Here is a 20,226-nt window from a genome sequence, read left to right as displayed (position 1 = left end):
TCATTTACTTAGCGGGCTTTTGGTGCAACCAGAAAAGCCAGGTTGGCGATTTTGTTAGCTTCCAGAGTAATTGCTTTCATGTTGTTGACTCCTTGTCATTTGATAGTGAGTGTCACTTCGAGGTGACAACTCAATCATAGGCTTTAATGGGCTCTTATCAAGGGGAGATCAAGTAGGAATATTCCAGTAATTTTGTCGGAGCAGTCTTGGGGTTGGAGAAAGTTTGTAAGTTATATTCTTTCAAATCAAATGTGCAGGGAAACGTCCTGCAAGTTTATAGGACTGCAAGAGTAAGACGATGGGGCGGGAGAGGAGATGTCGCAGCGTCAGAATGGCTGACGGAGAGCCTGTCGGCTCCCCGTCAAACCGGCGTACTCAGCTGTTTGGCAGCAGACGGCAGGTAATGCTCTTGATGTAGCGGGTTTCGGCAATGGCTGGGTGAACCGGGTGATCCGGGCCTTGTCCGCCGCGCTCCAGCATCTGGATGTTGCGGTCCAGGTGACGGGCGCTGGTCAGCAGGATGTTCTGCAAATCGTCTTCCGGCAGGTGCATCGAGCACGATGCGCTGACCAGGATGCCGTCCTTGCTGAGCAGGCGCATGGCTTGTTCGTTCAGGCGACGGTAGGCACCTTCACCGTTTTTCATATCTTTCTTGCGTTTGATGAATGCAGGAGGGTCGGCCACGATGACGTCGAAACGTTCTTCGCTGGCTTTCAGCTCTTTGAGGGCTTCGAACACGTCGCCTTCAATGCAGGTCATTTTTTCGGCGAAACCGTTCAGTGCGGCGTTGCGCTCGACGCCGTCGAGGGCGAAGGCCGACGCATCGACGCAGAACACTTCACTGGCGCCGAAGGCGGCCGCTTGCACGCCCCAGCCACCAATGTAGCTGTACAAGTCCAGTACGCGTTTACCTTTGGCATAAGGTGCCAGACGCGCGCGGTTCATGCGGTGGTCATAGAACCAGCCGGTTTTCTGGCCCTGGATGACCGGCGCTTCGAACTTCACGCCGTTTTCTTCCAGCGCCACCCACTCCGGCACCAGGCCGAACACGGTTTCGACGTAACGGTTGAGGCCTTCGGCGTCACGGGCTGCGGAGTCGTTCTTGAACAGGATGCCGCTTGGCTTGAGCACTTGGGTCAGGGCCGCGATCACGTCATCTTTGTGAGCTTCCATGGTCGCCGAAGCGATCTGGACCACCAGGATGTCGCCGAAACGGTCGACCACCAGGCCTGGCAGCAGGTCGGAGTCGCCATAGACCAGACGATAGAACGGCTTGTCGAACAGGCGATCGCGCAGCGACAGGGCGACGTTCAGGCGATGCACCAGCAGCGATTTGTCCAGCGGCAACTTGATGTCGCGCGACAGCAGGCGGGCGCAGATCAGATTGTTCGGGCTCATGGCAACGATGCCCAGCGGCTTGCCGCCGGCGGCTTCGAGGATCGCCTGATCGCCAGCCTTGAAGCCGTGCAATGGGGTGGCGGCTACATCGATTTCGTTGCTGTAGACCCACAGGTGACCGTTGCGCAGGCGTCGGTCGGCGTTGGCTTTGAGGCGCAGGCTAGGCAGGGACATGACGTCGCTCCGGAAAAAAGAGCGGGAGTATAGCGTGTTGAGGGAGTGGCGGGTTTGACGGACGATGAAACGCGCATGGCGCCATCGCGGGCCCGCACACATATGGATTGAGTTTGACTGGCTGTCGGATCGATCTTTTTAAGGGTTAGAATCCCCGCCTGACCCGGAGTGCGTACTTATGTCCCAAGAGCTGTCTTCTGAACAGATTCAACAGTCCCTGCAAGGCATCAGTGTGCCGGCCCAGCCGCAGATCATGGTGGATCTGCAGATGGAGCAATATATGCCCGACCCGGACCTGGAGGTGATCGCCAAACTGATCTCCCAGGACCCAGGCCTTTCGGGCGCTTTGTTGAAAATCGTCAATTCTCCGTACTACGGCTTGAGTAACAAGATCACCGCGATCCAGCGTGCAGTAAACCTGTTGGGCAGTCGTTCGATCATCAACCTGATCAACGCGCAGTCGATCAAGGGCGAGCTGAACGACGAGACCATCGTCACCCTCAACCGTTTCTGGGACACGGCGCAGGACGTGGCGATGACCTGCCTGAGCCTGGCCAAGCGCGTCGGTGTCCAGGCCGGCGATGAAGCTTATGCGCTGGGCCTGTTCCACGATTGCGGCATTCCGCTGATGCTCAAGAAATTCCCCGATTACATGAAAGTGCTGGAGCAGGCCTATGCCAACGCCAGCGTCGAATGCCGCGTGGTGGATACCGAGAACAAGCACTACAACACCAACCACGCCGTGGTCGGGTATTACACCGCCAAGTCCTGGCGTCTGCCGGAACATGTCACCCAGGCCATTGCCAACCATCACAATGCCCTGGCCATTTTCAGCGATGAGTCGTGCCGCAATACGCCGCTGAAGAACCTGCTGGCAATCCTGAAGATGGCCGAGCACATTTGTGCTTCCTATCGGGTGCTGGGCAACCAGTCTGAAGACCACGAATGGAACAATGTCGGGCATCTGGTGCTCGATTACATCGGTCTATCAGAATACGATTTCGAAACCCAGAAACAAGAAATTCGCGACCTCGCCACACGTTGAGTGTCGAACCTCGCCTGATTCGAGAGCCCCATGCCAGAACTGCCGGAAGTCGAAACCACCCGCCGCGGAATTGCACCGCACCTGGAAGGCCAGCGCGTCAGCCGGGTGATCGTGCGTGAGCGCCGTCTGCGCTGGCCGATCCCCGAAGACCTGGATGTGCGGCTGTCGGGCCAGCGCATCGTGCTGGTGGAACGGCGGGCCAAGTATTTACTGATCAATGCCGAAGTCGGCACGTTGATCAGCCATTTGGGCATGTCGGGGAATCTGCGGCTGGTGGAAGCCGGCTTGCCGGCGGCCAAGCATGAGCATGTGGACATCGAGCTGGAATCGGGCCTGGCCCTGCGTTACACCGACCCGCGTCGGTTCGGGGCGATGCTCTGGAGTCTCGACCCGCTGAATCACGAACTGCTGGTTCGCCTGGGGCCGGAGCCGTTGACCGATCTGTTCGATGGCGAGCGTCTGTTCCAGCTGTCTCGCGGGCGATCCATGGCGGTCAAGCCGTTCATCATGGATAACGCGGTGGTGGTTGGCGTCGGCAATATCTACGCAACCGAAGCGCTGTTTGCTGCCGGCATCGACCCGCGCCGCGAGGCCAAGAGCATTTCCCGGGGGCGTTATTTGAAGCTGGCGATCGAGATCAAGCGCATCCTGGCGCTCGCCATCGAACGGGGCGGTACCACGTTGCGGGACTTTATCGGCGGCGACGGCCAGCCGGGGTACTTCCAGCAGGAGCTGTTCGTATACGGCCGTGGCGGTGAACACTGCAAGGTCTGTGGCACGGGGCTGCGGGAAGTCAAACTCGGGCAGCGCGCCAGCGTCTTTTGTCCGCGCTGTCAGAGCTGATATCGGCTACGGTCTATAGTCAGTGTTCTCACTGCCTAGCCGAAGGACCGTGCCATGAATCTGTTTCGAACCCTTGTCGTCACGCTGCTGCTGAGCATCGCTGCGCCCACGCTGGCTACTGAGAACGGCAGCGGCGACCCGCGTTACACCATCCAGAATCCACCGGCCTACGCCATGCTTGGCGATCTGCTGATTGCCCGACCGTTGCTGGTGGTGGCGACAGTGATCGGTGCCGGGGCGTTTGTGGTGTCGCTGCCATTTACCGCGCTGGGCGGCGGCATTGGCGATGCAGGGCAGGCGCTGGTGGTCGACCCGGCGAAAGCGGCGTTTGTGCGGTGTCTGGGGTGCGTCGGGGAAGGGTTTGAGCAGCGGGAGTGAGGCATAAAAAAGATCGTCCGAAGGTTCGGGCCGCCTTCGGACGATCTTTCCAGGCTTTCAAGCCTTACCGGTAATCTTCCGGTACTTCTCCATCAACTGTTCTTCAGTTTCCGGATGGGCCTCGTCCAGTGGAATGCAATCCACAGGGCAGACCTGCTGGCACTGCGGTTCGTCGTAGTGGCCGACACATTGCGTGCACAGGTTCGGGTCGATCACGTAGATCTCTTCGCCCTGGGAAATGGCGGCGTTCGGGCACTCGGGTTCGCAGACGTCGCAGTTGATGCAATCGTCGGTGATGATCAGGGACATGCTAACTCCAGCCGGGGCGGCAGGCCCTGGCGCAATAAACCAATGCGCACAATTGTGCCGCATTGGCGCCCGCAGTGCACGCGGGCGCGATCAAGTGCAGCAGATCGCAGCCTTCGGCAGCGCCTACTTTTTGAAGCGTTCGGTGAGGGCATCGGCCACCACCGGGTGGACGAACTTGGTGATATCGCCGCCCAGGGCCGCGATTTCACGGACCAGTGTCGAGGAAATGAACGAATAACGCTCGGACGGGGTAAGAAACAGGCTTTCCACATCCGGTGCCAGTTGGCGGTTCATATTGGCCAGCTGGAATTCATATTCGAAGTCCGACACCGCGCGCAAACCACGCAGGAACACATTGGCGTTCTGATCTTTGGCGAAATGCGCGAGCAGCGTCGAGAAGCCGACGACTTCAACGTTCGGCAAATGTTTGGTGACCTCGCGGGCCAGCTCCACACGTTGTTCCAAGGGAAACAGCGGGTTTTTCTTCGGGCTGGCGGCGACGGCGATGATCACGTGATCGAACAGGCGCGAGGCGCGTTCGACCAGATCGCCATGGCCCTTGGTAATAGGGTCGAAGGTACCTGGGTACAACACTCGGTTCATCGCGTCGTCCTGGCGGGAGTCCGTTGGGGAGTCGGATGGTATCGCAGCCTTCCCGGTCGGCCAAGTCGCCTGTTGGGTAAGAAAGCACTATAGACGATGGGAATATTCCTCGTTTTCATGGGTTTTTCAAACGCTGGGCCAGTGAATTCGCCAGTTGTGCCGTCAGTCCGTAGACCGACAATTGTGGGTTTGCACCAATGCTGGTGGGGAATAGCGAGCCGTCGTGAATCGATAGATTGTGCAGTTGGTGATGTCGGCCGAGGCTATCGGTCACGGCGTTTTTCGGGTCTTCACCCATGGCACAACCGCCCATTACATGAGCACTGCCCAGGCGCGTGCGATACAGCTCAAGGCTCAATCCATCGATCAAGGCACGCGCTTCGGTGAGGGTTCTGACGTAACGGGCGTCGGCATGCATCGGCATCACGGCGTTGGCGCCACCGGCGAACTGGATCTCGGCCATGCTATGGAACGCCCGACGCAACCCGTCCCAGGCATACGATGAAACCTGATAGTCGAGCACCGGCGTGCCGTCACTGCGTAATTCGACACTGCCGCCGGAGCTGTCCGGGTGAAAGCCGTCTCGCAGCAATGCCAGCATGGCGTGGGTATGCGGAAGGTTTTCCATGTGCCGGGCGTTTTCCGTGCCGAAGCCACCGAGCAGGGTGGTGGCCAGCGCCGGGTGCAGCGGTGGGACCTCCAATTTGTAGGACATCTTGCCGGTGATGCCGTCCTGCCACTGGAAATGGTCGGAATAAATCGACTGCGGCGCGCCGTAGAACGGGTTGATCACCTCGTCGAACAGCCCGGCGGACATGTTGACCAAATGCAGGAACGTCCGTTTTCCCAGTCGCTCATGGGGATCCGGCGCCTCTGAACGCAATAGCAGCGCCGGGCTGTTGATCCCGCCGCCGGCCAGCACGTAATGCCGTGCCTTGACCGTGATTGTGCGTCCGGTAGGGGCAACGCAACGCTCATCCATCGCCACACAGTGCAGACCCGTGACCCTGGCGTCCTTGATCGACAACTTTTCAGCGCGGGCCAGATAGAGCAGCTCGCCACCTTTTTCCAGGGTCGCCGGGATGGTCGTGACCAGCATCGATTGTTTGGCGTTGGTCGGGCAACCCATGCCGCAGTAGCCGATGTTCCAGCAGCCGCGCACGTTGCGCGGGATCACATGCCAGGCGTAGCCGAGTTTTTCGCAGCCTTTGCGGATGACGTCGTTGTTGGCGTTGGGCGGCACTAGCCACGGGGCGACGCCCAGGCGTTGTTCCATTTTCTCGAACCAGGGCGCCATCTCGGCCGGTGTGTGGCCTACGACGTCATGTTCTTTGGCCCAGTGTTCGAGCGTCTGATCCGGGGTGCGAAAGCTCGAAGTCCAGTTGATCAGCGTGGTACCGCCCACCGCCCGGCCCTGGAGGATGGTGATCGCACCGTCCTTGCTCATGCGCCCGATGCCTTCCTGATAGAGGCTGGTGTAGGCCTGATCTTCGAGCATCTTGAAGTCGCTGCTGGTCTTGAGTGGGCCTTCTTCGATGAGCAAGACCTTGTAGCCTGCGGCGCTGAGGATTTCGGCGGTGGTTCCGCCGCCGGCACCGCTGCCGATGATCGCCACATCCGCTTCGAGGGTCAGGTCCTGGGGCAATTGCGAACCGTTATAGGTTTTCCAGCCACGGGCCAGGCCTTCGCGAAACGGATCGGGTACGGGCATGTTCGGGTTCTCTTGTTGTTATGTTTTGGGTGCGATGGTGAGGCGGCTTGCCCGGGAAAGGGACGCCACGGTTTCAGACCGTAGGCGGCCCGGGATACCCACAATGCGCCCAAGACTCCGCCCGGCTGTACCACGCCATCATCACCATTTGCAGCAACGAGCTATGGCCCATGCGCAGCAGGCTCAACGAGCTGTTTTCCCAACGGTCGAGAAAATGTCGGATGGCTTCGCTGCTGGCGTTTTCCCAGCTGCCCCAGATCCCGGTCAGTGGGCCGCGGGTGATGCTCATCCCCAGCGCATCGAACAATTGTCGGGTCAGCTTGAGCATTTCCGGCGACAGGTGATCGAGGCTGTAATCCAGGCTTTTGAGGGTGCCTTCGACGGCGGCCGGCATTTTCTCGACGGCCAAGGCTCCGTCGAGCATCACCGGGATCAGTGCCCGCAGAAACAACAGGTCACCGCTGCGCAGAGTCGCGAAACCGTTGGCCGCCGTGCTCGACGAGCAGCCGCTGAGGCTCGCGCCTAATCCGGCCGTGGCCAGAAAGGCGCTGGCGCCCAGGCTGAATTTAAGCAGGCCGCGCCGTGACAGCGCGGGTGTGTCGGACAGGCTTGGGCTCATTATTGTTATTACCCGGCGGTGTTGATCGTTAGCGGACAAACAGCTTCTGGATCAGTTTCTGAATGGCTTTGCCATACGGTGGATAGATCAGCTTCGCCGCGTTGAAGCGCTGTTTGATCAGCACACCCTTGGCCTTGCTGAAGGTCAGAAAACCTTCGTGGCCGTGGTAGTGGCCCATGCCCGAGGCACCGATGCCGCCGAACGGCATGTCATCCTGGGCAACGTGCAGCAAGGTGTCATTGAGGCATACGCCGCCGGAATGGGTTTCCTGGAGAACGCGGTTTTGCTCGCGCTTGTCGTAGCCGAAGTAATACAGCGCCAGCGGACGAGGCCGTTGGTTGATGTAGGCAAACGCTTCATCGAGGTCCTTGTACGGCACGATTGGCAGCAGCGGGCCGAAGATTTCGTCCTGCATCACCGTCATATCGTCACTGACGTTGAGCAGCAGGCTATGACCCATGCGCCGGCCCTGGCCCTGATCGAACAGCGGAATCAGCAGCGCGCCCTTGCTGGTGGCGTCGCTGAGGTAGCCGTTGAGCCGCGCCAGTTGTCGGTCATTGATGATGGCGGTGTAGTCCGGATTGTCGGCCAGGGTCGGATAAAACCCGCGAACTGCCTGGCGATAGGCTTCGACGAAGGAGCCGACGCGGTCTTCCGGCACCAGCACGTAGTCCGGGGCGACACAGGTTTGCCCGGCGTTGAGGGTCTTGCCGAAAGCGATGCGTTCGGCGGCATCCTTGAGCGGCACATCGCGGGAAACGATGGCCGGGGACTTGCCGCCCAGTTCGAGGGTCACTGGAGTCAGGTTCTCGGCGGCTGCGCGCATCACGTGTTTGCCGATGCTGGTGGCGCCGGTGAACAGCAGGTGATCGAAGCGCAACCGGGAGAACGCCACGCCGATGTCGGCCTCGCCGAGCACCACGCAGACCAGGTCTTGAGGGAATATCCGCCCCAGCAATTCCTTGAGCAGCAAACCGGTGGCGGGGGTCGATTCGCTGAGTTTGAGCATCACCCGGTTACCCGCCGACAGCGCCCCCACCAGTGGCCCGATGGCCAGATACAACGGGTAGTTCCACGGCACGATCACCCCGACTACGCCCAGCGGTTGATAAACGACTTTGGCCGAGGCGGGTTGAAAGGCGATGCCGACTTTACGCCGCGAGGCCTTCATCCAGCTTTTGAGGTGTTGGCTGGCGTAGTGAATACCCTGCAGACTGGGCATCAATTCGGCGAGCAAGGTTTCGTCGGCGCTGCGGTGGCTGAAATCCTGGCTGATGGCGTCGATCAAGGCCTGGCGCTCATTGCTCAACAGGTCCCGCAATGCCTTTAGCCATTGTTGGCGCTGAGCTGCCGGCGGCATCGGGTTGCCTGTATACGCAGCGCGTTGAGCATCGAACAGGGTTTGGAGCTCGTCCAGAGGCTGCTGCAAGTTCTTCAGGTAGGCGATGTCAGCAGGCATGGTCGGCTCCGGATTTATTGTAATGAGGGGATTTTTAGAGTCAGTACTCTAAAAAGTCAAATGACATCCTGACGCAGCTTTGTTTTATCCACCCGCGGATAGGTCGTAAGATGCCCGTCACCGCACTCTGAATTAAAGCTCAAGCCATGGCCCCTCGGATCAAAACCAGCGAGCGCATCGTGCAGAACAGCCTGGAGCTGTTCAATCAGCAGGGCGAGCGCAGCATCAGCACCAACCACATTGCTGCCCACATGGAGATTTCTCCGGGCAACCTGTACTACCACTTCCCCAACAAGCAGGCGATCATCGCTGTGCTGTTCAGTGAGTACGAAAGCCTGGTGGACAGCTTCCTGCGCCCACCCCAGGGCCGCGCCACGACGGTCGAAGACAAGCGCTTCTACCTCAAGGAATTGCTCGCCGCCATGTGGCGTTACCGTTTTTTGCATCGCGACCTCGAGCACTTGCTCGACAGCGATCCCGAGCTGGCCGCCCGTTACCGGCGCTTTTCCCAGCGCTGCCTGATCCAGGGCACCGCCATTTACGAAGGGTTCGTCGCCGCTGGCATCCTGAACATGGATAAGGTTCAGATCGAGTCCCTGACGCTGAACGCCTGGATCATCCTCACGTCGTGGGTGCGGTTTCTGTGCACCACGCGGGAAAACTCCAACCACTTGAGCGAACAGGCTATTAAGCGCGGCGTGTATCAGGTGTTGGTGCTTGAGGCCGGGTTCGTCACCGATCAATCGCGCGACGCGGTAAATGCGCTGTTCGACGAATTTTACGTGCCACTGGCCCAGGCGCTGGAAGAAGTGCATTAGGATTCAAGACTGACAACATCACAGGAGCCCGTTATGCCCATTGCGCAACTGATCAGCCCGCAAGCGTTGGACCTGAAAAAGGAGACCCCGGGGCTGGTGATTCTGGATTGTCGTTTTGCCCTCGAAGACCCGGATTATGGTCAGCGCAGTTATGCCGAAGGGCATATTGCCGGGTCGAGTTTTGCCGATCTCGAGCGTGATCTGAGCGGGGCGGTGGTCAAGGGGGTTACCGGGCGTCATCCGTTGCCTGAACCCGAAAAGCTGATCGAGCGCCTGCAAGCCTGGGGCATCAATGCCGACAGCGAAGTGGTTTTGTACGATGACGGTCCTGGCGCCTGCGCGGCGCGGGCCTGGTGGTTGCTGGCCTGGCTGGGCAAGCGCGACGGTGTGTTCATTCTCGATGGCGGGCTGAAAGCCTGGCATGCCGCCGGATTACCCCTGAGTCTTGATCCGCCGTCGATCAATCGCGGCACCTTCACCGGGACGCCGGATGCTTCGCTGGTGCTCAGCGCCAAACAGCTCCAGAAACGTCTCGGCCAGCCCGCGTTGACCTTGCTCGACGCCCGCGCCATGCCGCGCTTCAAGGGCGAAGTGGAACCGATCGATCCGATTGCCGGGCACATCCCCGGCGCACAATGCGCAGCGTTCACCGAAAACCTGGGCAGCGACGGACGTTTTCTGCCCGCCGATCAGCTCAAGCAGCGGTTTGCCGCGAAGCTCGGTGATCGTTCGCCGACGGAGCTGGTCGCGTATTGCGGTTCCGGCGTGACGGCCTGCCACAACCTGTTCGCCCTGTGCCTGGCGGGTTATCCGTTGGGGGCGTTGTATGCCGGTTCGTGGAGCGAGTGGATCAACGACCCCGCGCGAGGCGTCGCCACCGGCGAGTAAGCGCAGAGCCAATGTGGGGGCTGGCTCTCACATTTGGATCTTTGGTGTCATCAACCGGGTAACTGCCGCGCGCTGCGATACGCCCCCGGTCCAACGCCATAAACCTGCTTGAATTGCCGGCTCAGATGGCTCTGGTCGGCAAAACCCAGTTGCGTCGCGACTTCCAGCGGCAGGCAGCCGTCCTGTAACAACGCCCGTGCCCGAGCGATACGCTGCTGCATCAGCCAAGAGTGCGGCGGCATGCCGGTGGCGCGGCGGAACACCCGGGCGAAGTGGAAGGGGGACAGGTTCACCGTCGCCGCCAGTTCTTCCAGCGAGGGCGGCGCCGCCAATTGCGATTGCAGCCGTTCTTTGGCCAAGGTCACCGCGCGGTGTTCCTTGCCGGGTTTGCCGACGATCGGGACGGCTGCGTGGCGTTGCAACAGCGACAACATCATTTCCCGCCAGACCGTTTGCTGCTGCAGGGCCGTGGACGGACTTTCCAGCAGTCGATGCAGTTGGCAGAACCCCCTCACCAGATCCGGGTCGCGGTACAGCGTGGCGCCAAACACCGGCAAGGTGTCGCTCGGCAGTTCAAGCTCTTCCAGCAGCGAGAGAATTTGCCCGCTGTCGGGATAAAACGCCCGGTACAACCAACCGTCTTCCGTACCTTTGTGGCCGGTGTGCAGTTCGTCCGGATTGATCAGCACCAGCGTGCCGCTGCCCGCCAGATGCTCGGCACCGCGATAGCGATAACGCTGGGCGCCGGCCATGATCATGCCGATCACATAGCCGTCATGCACATGCGGGGCGAAACGGTGTTCGATGTAGCGCGCAGACAACAACTCGACCCCGGCCAGCGGTGCCGTTTGCCAGAAGTGGATCGACTCGCCCTGATCGACTTCCACTGGTTACTTGCGTCCTGTGGCGGCCAGCCATTGGGGAATGCGCCGTTCCAGGTAGTAACCCGGTTGCCTGAACGAACCCTCGACGAAACCGACATGCCCGCCCTTGGCCTGCAGCTCGAATTGAGTGCTGGCGGACAATTCGTCGGCTTGCGGCAGGCTATGCGGAAACACAAACGGATCGTCAGCCGCCTGGATAATCAGGGTCGGCGTGCGAATCTCTCCAAGGAAATAACGACTCGAAGCGCGACGATAGTAATCCGCGGCATCGGCGAAACCATTGAGCGGTGCGGTGACCCGGCCGTCGAAATCCCAGAAGGTGCGCAAGTTCTCCAAAGAGCCCAGAGCCTCCAATGCCGCCAGGCCATCCTCATGTCCCTCATGCTGGAATCTGCGTTGCTTGTTCTTGATGTAGGCGACCATCTCTCGCATGAAATGCGCTTGGTAGAACTGGGAAAAACCCTGGCTGATACGATCGGCACAGTGATCGAGGCGAAACGGCACCGACACTGCCACCGCACCGAGTACACCGCTGTTGCTGCCGGTTTCACCCAGATGCTTGAGCAACACGTTACCGCCCATGGAATAACCGACCGCATACAGCGGCGCGAGGGGGCGTTGGGTGCGCAGGTGCCTGATGGTTTCGGCCAAGTCTTCACTGGCCCCGGAATGGTAGCTGCGCGGCAACAGATTGGGCTCGCCGGAGCAACCTCGCCAGTTCAACGCGACGCTGGCCCAACCCTGGGCACCCAGCGCTTTCTGCATGCCGGCCACATAAGGCGAATTCGACGAGCCGGTCAGGCCATGCAATACCAGCACCAACGGTGCATTCGCGCTGTGTGGGCCGTGCCAGTCCAGGTCAAGGAAATCGCCATCTTCAAGCCACAATCGCTCGCGCTCACGCTCGATATGTGTGGTTTTGCGCCATAGCGGTCCCCACAAGGTTTGTAAGTGCGGATTACCCAGGCCGTAGGCGGGCGTGAAGGCAGGGGTGAAACGTTCTGGCAGATGGGACACGATTGCTCTCGATGCTGCGGCGCGTACCCGCAGCGTTAGCTGACTGAGCTTCGCACCGTTTTCTCAGGCCGGACTAGCCGGCGATCCCTGCCATACGTTGCCACAACGCGTAGTACACACGTCCCGATTTTTGCTCCCGATGCAGGCGCCAATTTTCTGGCAAACCCAATATCGACGGTGCGCTTTCGCTTTCAGTGTAGACCCACGCATCGTCGGCCAGCCAATGACGTTCTTCGAGCAGAGTGCAAACCACAGGCAACAGATTCTGATTGAACGGCGGGTCGAGGAATACCAGGTCGAACGCCGTGGCCGGTTGGGTTTCCAGATAGCGCAAGGCGTCGGCAGTCTGTACCTGGCCGTTGGTGCAGCGCAGGGTGCCCAGATGTTCTTTCAGGCTGGACACCGCGATGTTGCTGGCGTCCAGCGCCTGGCCCATGGCGGCGCCACGGGACAAGGCTTCCAGGAACAGCGCGCCGCTGCCGGCAAACGGATCGAGTACCTTGGCCCCGGCGACGTAAGGCGCGAGCCAGTTGAACAGGGTTTCCCGCACCCGGTCCGGCGTCGGGCGCAGGCCTGGGGCATCCGGGAAGCTCAGCTTTCGGCTGCGCCATTCGCCACCGATGATGCGCAGTTGGTTCACACCGTTATGCACGTTGTGGACAGGTTTTTTTGGGCGAGTGGCCATTAATGCTCCGGAACCCCGAGCGGCTGCTCGGCAGGTTTGTCAGTAGGGGCCGGCAACGGCTTTTGTGGCACGGTCGGGCCAGCGCTGACGATGACCAGTTTATCCGTGCTCAGGTGTTTGTTCAGTGCGGCTTTGACTTGCTCGACGGTCAGGCTCTGGGACTGTTGCATGAAGTCTTCCAGGTAGCTCAGCGGCAAGTTGTAAAAGCCCATGGCGCCGAGCTGACCGACGATATCGGCGTTGCTGGCGGTGGACAGCGGGAAGCTGCCGGCCAGTTCACGCTTGGCGTCGTCGAGTTCTTTCTCGGTGGGGCCGGTCTTAAGGTAGTCGGCGAGCACATCCTGCACCAGTTTCAGGGTGCCTTCGCTCATTTCGGCGCGGGTTTGCAGGTTGATCATGAACGGGCCGCGAGCCTGCATCGGGCTGAAACCCGAATACACGCCATACGACAAGCCACGCTTCTCGCGCACTTCGCTCATCAGCCGGGTGCCGAAACCGCCGCCGCCAAGAATCTGGTTGCCCATGGACAGCGCTGCGTAATCCGGATCGTCACGGTCGATACCCAGTTGCGCGATCATCAGGTTGGTCTGTTTGGACGGAAACTCAATGTGGCCGATGCTGGGCTTGGGGTCGGTCGGTTGTTCGATTTTCGCCAGGGCCGGGCCTTTGGGCAGGTCGGCGGACACTTGTGCGGCAACTGCCTCTGCCTCGGCACGCGACAGGTCGCCTACCAGCGCAATCACCACGTTGCCGGCGGCGTAGGCTTTCTGATGGAAGGCTCGCAACTGCGCCAGGGTAATCGGGGGAATACTCTTGGCTGTGCCGTCGCTGGAGTGTGCGTACGGATGATCGCCGTACAAACGGTTCATCAGCTCCAGGCTGGCGAGTTTGCCGGGGTTCTGTTTCTGGTATTCGAAGCCGGCGAGCATCTGGTTCTTGATGCGCGCAAACGAGTCGGCGGGGAAGGTCGGCTTGCCGACGACTTCAGCGAACAGCTTCAAGGCAGGCTCGCGCTTGTCCACGGCACTGAGGCTGCGCAGGGAGGCAAGCGCCATGTCCTTGTACGCGCCGTTGCTGAAGTCGGCGCCCAATCCTTCGAAGCCCTGAGCGATGGCGCCGACATCTTTGCCGGCCACACCTTCGTTGAGCATGGCGTTGGTCAGCAATGCCAGGCCGGGTGCATCACCGTCCTGGCTGCTGCCGGCGGCGAAGATCAGGCGCATGTCGAACATCGGCAGTTCACGGGCTTCAACGAACAATACCTTGGCGCCTTCGGCGGTATTCCAGGTCTGCACGTTCAGCGAGCGATGGCTTGGGGCCTTGCCGTCGAGTTCGGCCAGCGATTGCAGCTTTTGGCTGGACTTGGCCTTGTCGAGGGCTTCGCTGGCGTTGGACTCGTCGGGTTTTGACAGATAGAAGGCGGCAGACCCGATCAGTGCAACAGCGATCAGGCCGATCAGGGCCAGACGCGACTTTTTACGCTCACTCATGAGTCGTCTCCTGTGGCAGTACATGGGCGACGCTGAGACGTTCGCGGGTGAAATACAGCTTGGCGGCCTTCTGGATATCTTGCGGGGTCACGCTTTCCAGGTCGGCGAGTTCGGTGTCCATCAGTTTCCAGGACAGGCCGACGGTTTCCAACTGTCCGATGGCGGTGGCCTGGCTGGTGATCGAGTCACGCTCAAAAACCAGGCCGGCAATGACCTGCGCTCGTACCCGCTCCAGTTCTTCAGCGGATGGCGCGGTGGTTTTCAGTTGTTCGAGCAGTTTCCACAGGCCGGCTTCGGCCTGGGCCATGGTTTTATTTTTCTGGGTGTTCGGCGAAGCCGACAAGGTGAACAGGCTGTCGCCACGGGTATAGGCGTCGTAGCTCGACGACCCGCCGGACACCAGCTCTTCGCCGCGTTCCAGTTGCGTCGGGATGCGGCCGCTGTAGCCGCCGTCAAGCAGGGCGGAAATCAAGCGCAGGGCGTTCACCGAGCGTTTGTCTTCGGCGGTGGCAATGCTCGGCACGTTGAAGGCCAGCATCAGGCTTGGCAATTGGGTCTGCACATGCAGGGTGATCTTGCGTTCGCCGGGCTCAGCCAGCTCCAGCGGGATTTTCGCCGGTGGCACGTCGCGCTTGGCGATCGGGCCGAAGTAACGCTGGGCCAGGGTTTTGACTTCGTCCGGGGTCACATCGCCGACCACCACCAGAGTGGCGTTGTTCGGCACATACCAGGACTGGTACCAATGGCGCAGTTCTTCGACTTTCATGCGGTCGAGGTCGGCCATCCAGCCGATGGTCGGCGTGTGGTAACCGCTGGCGGGGTAGGCCATGGCCATGAAACGTTCGTAGGCCTTGGACATCGGCTTGTCGTCGGTGCGCAGGCGACGCTCTTCTTTGATCACCTCGATTTCGCGGGTGAACTCGTCGGCCGGCAGGCGCAGGTTGGCCATGCGGTCGGCTTCCAGTTCGAAGGCCACGCCAAGACGGTCGCGGGCCAGCACCTGGTAATACGCGGTGAAGTCGTCGCTGGTGAAAGCGTTCTCTTCGGCGCCGAGGTCGCGCAGGATCAGCGAGGCTTCGCCGGGGCCGACTTTCTCGCTGCCCTTGAACATCATGTGTTCCAGTGCGTGGGACAACCCGGTCTGGCCCGGGGTCTCGTAGCTGGAGCCGACCTTGTACCAGATCTGGGAAACGACGACCGGCGCACGATGGTCTTCGCGCACGACAACCTTCAGGCCGTTGTCGAGGGTGAATTCGTGGGTCGGTTGTGGATCGGCAGCCAGGGCCGAGAGGGGCAGACAAACTGTGCTGAGCAGCAGGCCTGCAGCGCGGCGGGCTAGAGCATTCATTCGTTTTTAAACCTGTTGGGCTGCCCGCTTGGTCTTAGCGTCGGCGGGCGAGAGGGTGCTAGGATACTGATCCGTTTTACTGGCGGCCACGCCTATCAAGCCTTTGATCGGCTTGCAGGTTGTATGGGTTACCGGCAGAAGCTTTGAGTTTGTCAGCTAAACTCTGCGTTTTCGCCGACGATGCCGTTCCAGTCCTTCGTATTAGTCGACCTTTGAGGCGCCGTTGGCTCCTCGACAAAATGTTGCGCGTGAACAAGCTGGATGAATCGCAGTCTGTTCAGCATCGAATTATTTATTTGCCGAGGCGCCTTTTGGCGCGTCGCTACCGTGAGATAGCCGTCCTCCATGTTTGGTTCCAACGACGACAAGAAGACCCCAGCTGCGGCTGGTGAGAAGAAAAGCCTGTTCGGATGGCTGCGCAAAAAGCCGCAGGAACCCGTTGTCGAACAGCCACAGCCACTTTCTGAGCCAACCCCGGCACCGGTTATAGAGCAAAAGCCTGCGCCGATTGCCGAGCCGGTGCTGCAACCTGCGGCCGCGCTCGTACCTGAAACCGAAGTCGCGGCCCCATTGCCGCTGACGCCAGTTGCTACGCCGTGGCTGACTTTGCCGGTAGCGGAAGAGCCGGTGGCGTTGGTTGAAGATGAGCAAGCGCCGCACATCACGCCACCGATTCCGGCTCCGACTGCGTTTGCTCCGGAGCCGGTTCGGGCGCCAGTGGTTGAGCCGGCAGTCGTTGCACCGGCAGCCGTTGCGCCCGTGTTCGTGGCCGAACCTGCTCCAGTGGTTCCAGAGCCGGCAGTGCCAGCATTTGTTGCTCCGGTTGCTCCGGTTGCTCCAGCGCCTGCGCCTGCACCCGTCATCGCTCCTGTTGCCGCCACACCGGTTGCGCCCCTCGAAACTCCAGTCGAGCCTGTGCGTACCGAAGAGACCAAAGCCGGTTTCTTCGCCCGTCTCAAGCAAGGCCTGTCCAAGACCAGTGCCAGCATTGGCGAGGGCATGGCCAGCCTGTTCCTCGGCAAGAAAACCATTGATGACGAACTGCTCGAAGACATCGAAACCCGTCTGCTGACCGCCGATGTCGGCGTCGAAGCGACGTCGGTGATCATTCAGCGCCTGACTCAGAAAGTCGCCCGCAAGGAGCTGGCCGATGCCGACGCGCTGTACAAATCCCTGCAAGCCGAATTGGCAGCGATGCTCAAACCGGTCGAGCAGCCGCTGAAAATCACCTCGCAGAACAAGCCGTTCGTGATTCTGGTGGTCGGCGTCAACGGTGCCGGCAAAACCACCACCATCGGCAAGCTGGCGAAGAAGCTGCAACTGGAAGGCAAGAAAGTCATGCTCGCCGCCGGTGACACCTTCCGCGCCGCAGCGGTCGAGCAACTGCAGGTCTGGGGCGAGCGCAACAAGATCCCGGTGATCGCCCAGCACACCGGCGCCGACTCGGCTTCGGTAATCTTCGACGCTGTGCAGGCCGCCAAGGCCCGTGGCATTGATGTGTTGATCGCCGACACCGCCGGTCGCCTGCACACCAAAGACAATTTGATGGAAGAGTTGAAGAAGGTTCGCCGGGTGATCGGCAAGCTCGATGCCGACGCGCCTCATGAGGTGCTGTTGGTGCTCGACGCCGGTACCGGCCAGAACGCCATCAACCAGGCCAAGCAATTCAACCAGACCGTCGAATTGACCGGCCTGGCGCTGACCAAACTCGACGGCACCGCCAAGGGTGGGGTGATTTTCGCCCTGGCCAAGCAGTTTGGCTTGCCGATCCGTTACATCGGCGTTGGTGAAGGCATCGACGATTTGCGTACTTTTGAAGCAGAACCCTTTGTCCAGGCATTGTTTGCCGAGCGGGAGCGTTCATGATTCGTTTCGAACAGGTCGGTAAACGCTACCCGAACGGTCACGTCGGCTTGCATGAGCTGAGCTTTCGAGTCCGTCGGGGCGAATTCTTGTTTGTCACCGGCCATTCCGGCGCCGGTAAAAGTACCTTGTTGCGGCTGTTGCTGGCCATGGAGCGTCCGACCACCGGCAAATTGCTGCTGGCCGGGCAAGACCTGAGCACCATCAGCAATGCGCAGATTCCGTTCCTGCGCCGACAGATCGGCGTGGTGTTCCAGAACCACCAGTTGCTGTTCGATCGCACGGTGTTCAATAACGTCGCGTTGCCGTTGCAGATCCTTGGCCTGTCCAAGGCCGAGGTCGTCAAGCGCGTGGACTCGGCCCTGGAGCGCGTGGCGCTCTCGGACAAAACCGATCTCTACCCTGGCGACCTGTCTACCGGCCAGCAACAGCGCGTCGGCATCGCTCGCGCCATCGTTCACCGCCCGGCCTTGCTGCTGGCGGATGAACCGACCGGTAACCTCGACCCGCGTCTGGCGGCAGAAATCATGGGCGTGTTCGAAGACATCAACCGTCTGGGCACCAGCGTGCTGATCGCCAGTCACGACCTGGCGCTGATTGCCCGCATGCGTCATCGCATGCTGACCCTGCAGCGTGGCCGATTGATCGGCGACGGGGAGGCTGGCGTATGAGTGCGACACGTAGCCCCAAGGTTTCCGAGCGTGTGGCCCCGAAGGCCGCCGACCCGCAACCACAGCAGAAGAAAAAACGCGACGATGACGATGGCCCGGATTTCGCCACGCTGTTCCGCGCCTGGGTCGAAAGTCATCGTGCCAGTTTGCTGGACAGCTTGCGTCGCTTGGGCAAGCACCCGATCGGCAGTTTTTTCACCTGCATGGTGATGGCGGTGGCCCTGAGCTTGCCGATGGGTCTGTCACTTTTGCTGAATAACGTCGAGCGTCTCGGTGGCTCCTGGCAGCGTGCGGCGCAGATTTCCCTGTATCTGCAACTTGAGGCCAGCCCTGCCGAGGGTGAGTCGTTGCGTGAGCAGATCAAAGGCATGCCGGGCGTAGCGGATGCCGAATACGTGGGTCGCGATCAGGCGCTGGAAGAATTCCAGCAGCAGTCCGGTCTGGGCGAAGCCCTTAAGGAACTGCCGGAAAACCCGCTCCCGGGCGTGGTCCTGGTGACTCCGAAAGAGGTCGACAAGCCTGCGCTTGAAGCATTACGACAAAAACTTTCCGAGTTGCCGAAGGTACAACAGGCGCAACTTGATCTAGTCTGGGTCGAGCGTCTGGCGGCCATCCTCAAGCTGGGCGACCGTTTTGTCTTCGGTCTGACCGTGCTTTTGGTTTCTGCATTACTTTTGGTGATAGGCAATACCATTCGTCTTCATATTGAAAACCGCCGCACAGAGATAGAAGTGATTAAACTCGTCGGCGGCACGGACAGTTATGTGCGCAGGCCCTTTCTGTACATGGGCGCGCTATATGGCTTCGGTGCGGGGATTCTTTCCTGGGGCGTATTGGCGTTCGGCCTGAACTGGCTGAACGACGCGGTGGTTGGACTGGCCGGTTTGTACGGCAGTGATTTTGCGCTGGCCGGAGTGCCAGTTGCCGACGGTCTGTCGCTCTTGCTTGGCGCGGTGCTGTTGGGGTATATCGGTGCATGGATTGCAGTCGCACGCCACCTGCGGGAGCTTGCGCCAAAGTAATATCATTTTGCTCGTATTGACCTTTCAGCGTTTATGGGAACTTGTTTTTTGGTTTCCGGTCAATTTTCGCAGTGCTGAACTGCACGAGTTATGTAAGTCGGAGGTTTTTTCGTATGACCAATTCTTTGCAACCTGCATATGCTCTGGTCCCGGGTGCGAACCTGGAGGCCTATGTGCACACGGTGAACAGCATTCCATTGCTGACGCCGGAGCAGGAGCGTGAACTGGCCGAGAGTCTCTATTATGAGCAGGATTTGGGGGCGGCTCGGCAGATGGTGCTCGCCCACCTGCGTTTTGTCGTACACATTGCCCGTAGCTATTCCGGTTACGGCCTGGCCCAGGCTGACCTGATCCAGGAAGGCAACGTCGGCCTGATGAAAGCGGTCAAGCGTTTCAACCCGGAAATGGGTGTGCGCCTGGTGTCCTTTGCGGTGCACTGGATCAAGGCGGAAATCCACGAGTTCATCCTGCGCAACTGGCGGATCGTCAAAGTCGCGACCACCAAGGCTCAGCGCAAGCTGTTCTTCAACCTGCGCAGCCAGAAGAAACGTCTGGCCTGGCTGAACAACGAGGAAGTCCACCGTGTGGCGGAAAGCCTCGGCGTAGAGCCGCGGGAAGTGCGTGAGATGGAAAGTCGCCTGACCGGCCATGACATGGCCTTCGACCCGGCCGCGGAAGCGGACGACGACAGTGCCTTCCAATCGCCGGCCAACTACCTGGAAGACCACCGGTACGACCCGGCCCGTCAACTGGAAGATGCCGACTGGAGCGACAACTCCAACCACAACCTGCACGAAGCGCTTGAAGTGCTGGACGACCGCAGCCGCGACATTCTCTACCAGCGCTGGCTGGCAGAAGAAAAAGCCACGCTGCACGACCTGGCGCAGAAGTACAACGTGTCGGCCGAGCGTATTCGTCAGCTCGAGAAGAGCGCGATGAACAAGCTCAAGTTGTCGATCGCTGCGTAACCCGCGCGAAGGCAATAAAAAACGCCCCGATCA

The 20,226-nt window shown here is 60.2% G+C and carries 20 protein-coding genes; 9 read left to right on the top strand and 11 right to left on the bottom strand.

The window, feature by feature from the left end; all coding sequences use genetic code 11:
* Positions 1-375: 375 nt before the first annotated feature.
* A complete protein-coding gene (locus tag PGR6_RS27010; protein WP_017341306.1) occupies positions 376-1,572 on the bottom strand; it encodes a class I SAM-dependent rRNA methyltransferase in 1,197 nt (398 codons plus the stop codon).
* 232 nt (positions 1,573-1,804) lie between these two features.
* Between PGR6_RS27010 and PGR6_RS27005 the strand changes: the two genes are divergently transcribed.
* Genes PGR6_RS27005 through PGR6_RS26995 form a run of 3 tightly spaced genes read left to right on the top strand, consistent with a single transcriptional unit; the run spans position 1,805 to position 3,838 of the window.
* Positions 1,805-2,617 (top strand): HDOD domain-containing protein, encoded by an 813-nt coding sequence (locus tag PGR6_RS27005; RefSeq protein ID WP_177343118.1) that lies wholly within the window; start codon positions 1,805-1,807, stop codon positions 2,615-2,617.
* Positions 2,618-2,647: 30 nt separating this feature from the next.
* Entirely contained in the window at positions 2,648-3,460 is an 813-nt protein-coding gene (gene mutM, locus PGR6_RS27000; RefSeq protein ID WP_018928680.1) for a bifunctional DNA-formamidopyrimidine glycosylase/DNA-(apurinic or apyrimidinic site) lyase, read from the top strand.
* A gap of 54 nt (positions 3,461-3,514) precedes the next feature.
* Positions 3,515-3,838, top strand: a complete 324-nt coding sequence (locus tag PGR6_RS26995) for a hypothetical protein (RefSeq protein WP_064620976.1) — start codon at positions 3,515-3,517, stop codon at positions 3,836-3,838.
* A gap of 57 nt (positions 3,839-3,895) precedes the next feature.
* Here PGR6_RS26995 and PGR6_RS26990 read toward each other — a convergent pair whose 3' ends face one another.
* From PGR6_RS26990 to PGR6_RS26970, 5 genes are all read right to left on the bottom strand, one after another.
* Positions 3,896-4,147 (bottom strand): YfhL family 4Fe-4S dicluster ferredoxin, encoded by a 252-nt coding sequence (locus tag PGR6_RS26990; RefSeq protein ID WP_003195146.1) that lies wholly within the window; start codon positions 4,145-4,147, stop codon positions 3,896-3,898.
* A 123-nt stretch (positions 4,148-4,270) separates the two neighbouring features.
* On the bottom strand, positions 4,271-4,750 hold the full coding sequence (gene coaD / locus PGR6_RS26985) for a pantetheine-phosphate adenylyltransferase (RefSeq protein WP_064620974.1): 480 nt from the start codon (positions 4,748-4,750) through the stop codon (positions 4,271-4,273).
* 115 nt (positions 4,751-4,865) lie between these two features.
* Positions 4,866-6,461, bottom strand: coding sequence for a GMC family oxidoreductase (locus PGR6_RS26980; protein ID WP_064620972.1), 1,596 nt, complete (start codon positions 6,459-6,461; stop codon positions 4,866-4,868).
* 73 nt (positions 6,462-6,534) lie between these two features.
* A complete protein-coding gene (locus PGR6_RS26975) occupies positions 6,535-7,080 on the bottom strand; it encodes a hypothetical protein (protein WP_064620970.1) in 546 nt (181 codons plus the stop codon).
* Between the two features lie 28 nt (positions 7,081-7,108).
* The gene (locus tag PGR6_RS26970) at positions 7,109-8,539 is read right to left on the bottom strand and encodes a coniferyl aldehyde dehydrogenase (protein WP_064620968.1); all 1,431 of its coding nucleotides are present in this window, start codon (positions 8,537-8,539) and stop codon (positions 7,109-7,111) included.
* 146 nt (positions 8,540-8,685) lie between these two features.
* Here PGR6_RS26970 and PGR6_RS26965 point away from each other — a divergent pair, with 146 nt between their 5' ends.
* The gene (locus PGR6_RS26965) at positions 8,686-9,357 is read left to right on the top strand and encodes a TetR/AcrR family transcriptional regulator (protein WP_064620966.1); all 672 of its coding nucleotides are present in this window, start codon (positions 8,686-8,688) and stop codon (positions 9,355-9,357) included.
* A 33-nt stretch (positions 9,358-9,390) separates the two neighbouring features.
* Positions 9,391-10,245 (top strand): sulfurtransferase, encoded by an 855-nt coding sequence (locus PGR6_RS26960; RefSeq protein WP_064620964.1) that lies wholly within the window; start codon positions 9,391-9,393, stop codon positions 10,243-10,245.
* 50 nt (positions 10,246-10,295) lie between these two features.
* On the opposite strand, the gene PGR6_RS26955 is transcribed toward PGR6_RS26960, so the two are convergent.
* The 5 genes from PGR6_RS26955 to PGR6_RS26935 all read right to left on the bottom strand — a co-directional run bounded on the left by PGR6_RS26955 (position 10,296) and on the right by PGR6_RS26935 (position 15,669).
* Positions 10,296-11,132, bottom strand: a complete 837-nt coding sequence (locus PGR6_RS26955; RefSeq protein WP_064620962.1) for an AraC family transcriptional regulator — start codon at positions 11,130-11,132, stop codon at positions 10,296-10,298.
* Positions 11,133-11,135: 3 nt separating this feature from the next.
* The gene (locus tag PGR6_RS26950) at positions 11,136-12,146 is read right to left on the bottom strand and encodes a hydrolase (protein ID WP_018928688.1); all 1,011 of its coding nucleotides are present in this window, start codon (positions 12,144-12,146) and stop codon (positions 11,136-11,138) included.
* 73 nt (positions 12,147-12,219) lie between these two features.
* Positions 12,220-12,831 (bottom strand): 16S rRNA (guanine(966)-N(2))-methyltransferase RsmD, encoded by a 612-nt coding sequence (gene rsmD / locus PGR6_RS26945; RefSeq protein ID WP_018928689.1) that lies wholly within the window; start codon positions 12,829-12,831, stop codon positions 12,220-12,222.
* Complete coding sequence (locus PGR6_RS26940) at positions 12,831-14,321, bottom strand: M16 family metallopeptidase (protein ID WP_018928690.1); 1,491 nt, start codon at positions 14,319-14,321, stop codon at positions 12,831-12,833. The genes rsmD and PGR6_RS26940 overlap by 1 nt, the downstream gene beginning before the upstream one ends.
* Positions 14,314-15,669, bottom strand: a complete 1,356-nt coding sequence (locus PGR6_RS26935; RefSeq protein WP_018928691.1) for a M16 family metallopeptidase — start codon at positions 15,667-15,669, stop codon at positions 14,314-14,316. The genes PGR6_RS26940 and PGR6_RS26935 overlap by 8 nt, the downstream gene beginning before the upstream one ends.
* Positions 15,670-16,014: 345 nt before the next feature.
* Here PGR6_RS26935 and ftsY point away from each other — a divergent pair, with 345 nt between their 5' ends.
* The 4 genes from ftsY to rpoH all read left to right on the top strand — a co-directional run bounded on the left by ftsY (position 16,015) and on the right by rpoH (position 20,193).
* A complete protein-coding gene (gene ftsY / locus PGR6_RS26925) occupies positions 16,015-17,535 on the top strand; it encodes a signal recognition particle-docking protein FtsY (protein WP_064620960.1) in 1,521 nt (506 codons plus the stop codon).
* On the top strand, positions 17,532-18,203 hold the full coding sequence (gene ftsE, locus PGR6_RS26920) for a cell division ATP-binding protein FtsE (protein ID WP_018928694.1): 672 nt from the start codon (positions 17,532-17,534) through the stop codon (positions 18,201-18,203). Before ftsY ends, ftsE begins: the two co-directional genes overlap by 4 nt.
* A complete protein-coding gene (gene ftsX, locus PGR6_RS26915) occupies positions 18,200-19,225 on the top strand; it encodes a permease-like cell division protein FtsX (protein ID WP_064620956.1) in 1,026 nt (341 codons plus the stop codon). Before ftsE ends, ftsX begins: the two co-directional genes overlap by 4 nt.
* Before the next feature lie 113 nt (positions 19,226-19,338).
* Positions 19,339-20,193, top strand: coding sequence for an RNA polymerase sigma factor RpoH (rpoH, locus tag PGR6_RS26910; RefSeq protein WP_007897890.1), 855 nt, complete (start codon positions 19,339-19,341; stop codon positions 20,191-20,193).
* Positions 20,194-20,226 lie beyond the last annotated feature (33 nt).

This window comes from Pseudomonas sp. GR 6-02, assembly GCF_001655615.1.
Lineage (GTDB): Bacteria > Pseudomonadota > Gammaproteobacteria > Pseudomonadales > Pseudomonadaceae > Aquipseudomonas.
This window is presented reverse-complemented; position numbering and strand designations above follow the sequence as displayed.

Coding starts and splice junctions, on each gene's coding strand:
- PGR6_RS27010 (WP_017341306.1), bottom strand. CDS start 1,572: ATGTCCCTGCCTAGCCTGCGCCTCAAAGCCAACGCCGACCGACGCCTG.
- mutM (WP_018928680.1), top strand. CDS start 2,648: ATGCCAGAACTGCCGGAAGTCGAAACCACCCGCCGCGGAATTGCACCG.
- PGR6_RS26995 (WP_064620976.1), top strand. CDS start 3,515: ATGAATCTGTTTCGAACCCTTGTCGTCACGCTGCTGCTGAGCATCGCT.
- PGR6_RS26990 (WP_003195146.1), bottom strand. CDS start 4,147: ATGTCCCTGATCATCACCGACGATTGCATCAACTGCGACGTCTGCGAA.
- coaD (WP_064620974.1), bottom strand. CDS start 4,750: ATGAACCGAGTGTTGTACCCAGGTACCTTCGACCCTATTACCAAGGGC.
- PGR6_RS26980 (WP_064620972.1), bottom strand. CDS start 6,461: ATGCCCGTACCCGATCCGTTTCGCGAAGGCCTGGCCCGTGGCTGGAAA.
- PGR6_RS26975 (WP_064620970.1), bottom strand. CDS start 7,080: ATGAGCCCAAGCCTGTCCGACACACCCGCGCTGTCACGGCGCGGCCTG.
- PGR6_RS26970 (WP_064620968.1), bottom strand. CDS start 8,539: ATGCCTGCTGACATCGCCTACCTGAAGAACTTGCAGCAGCCTCTGGAC.
- PGR6_RS26965 (WP_064620966.1), top strand. CDS start 8,686: ATGGCCCCTCGGATCAAAACCAGCGAGCGCATCGTGCAGAACAGCCTG.
- PGR6_RS26960 (WP_064620964.1), top strand. CDS start 9,391: ATGCCCATTGCGCAACTGATCAGCCCGCAAGCGTTGGACCTGAAAAAG.
- rsmD (WP_018928689.1), bottom strand. CDS start 12,831: ATGGCCACTCGCCCAAAAAAACCTGTCCACAACGTGCATAACGGTGTG.
- PGR6_RS26940 (WP_018928690.1), bottom strand. CDS start 14,321: ATGAGTGAGCGTAAAAAGTCGCGTCTGGCCCTGATCGGCCTGATCGCT.
- PGR6_RS26935 (WP_018928691.1), bottom strand. CDS start 15,669: ATGAATGCTCTAGCCCGCCGCGCTGCAGGCCTGCTGCTCAGCACAGTT.
- ftsY (WP_064620960.1), top strand. CDS start 16,015: ATGTTTGGTTCCAACGACGACAAGAAGACCCCAGCTGCGGCTGGTGAG.
- ftsE (WP_018928694.1), top strand. CDS start 17,532: ATGATTCGTTTCGAACAGGTCGGTAAACGCTACCCGAACGGTCACGTC.
- ftsX (WP_064620956.1), top strand. CDS start 18,200: ATGAGTGCGACACGTAGCCCCAAGGTTTCCGAGCGTGTGGCCCCGAAG.
- rpoH (WP_007897890.1), top strand. CDS start 19,339: ATGACCAATTCTTTGCAACCTGCATATGCTCTGGTCCCGGGTGCGAAC.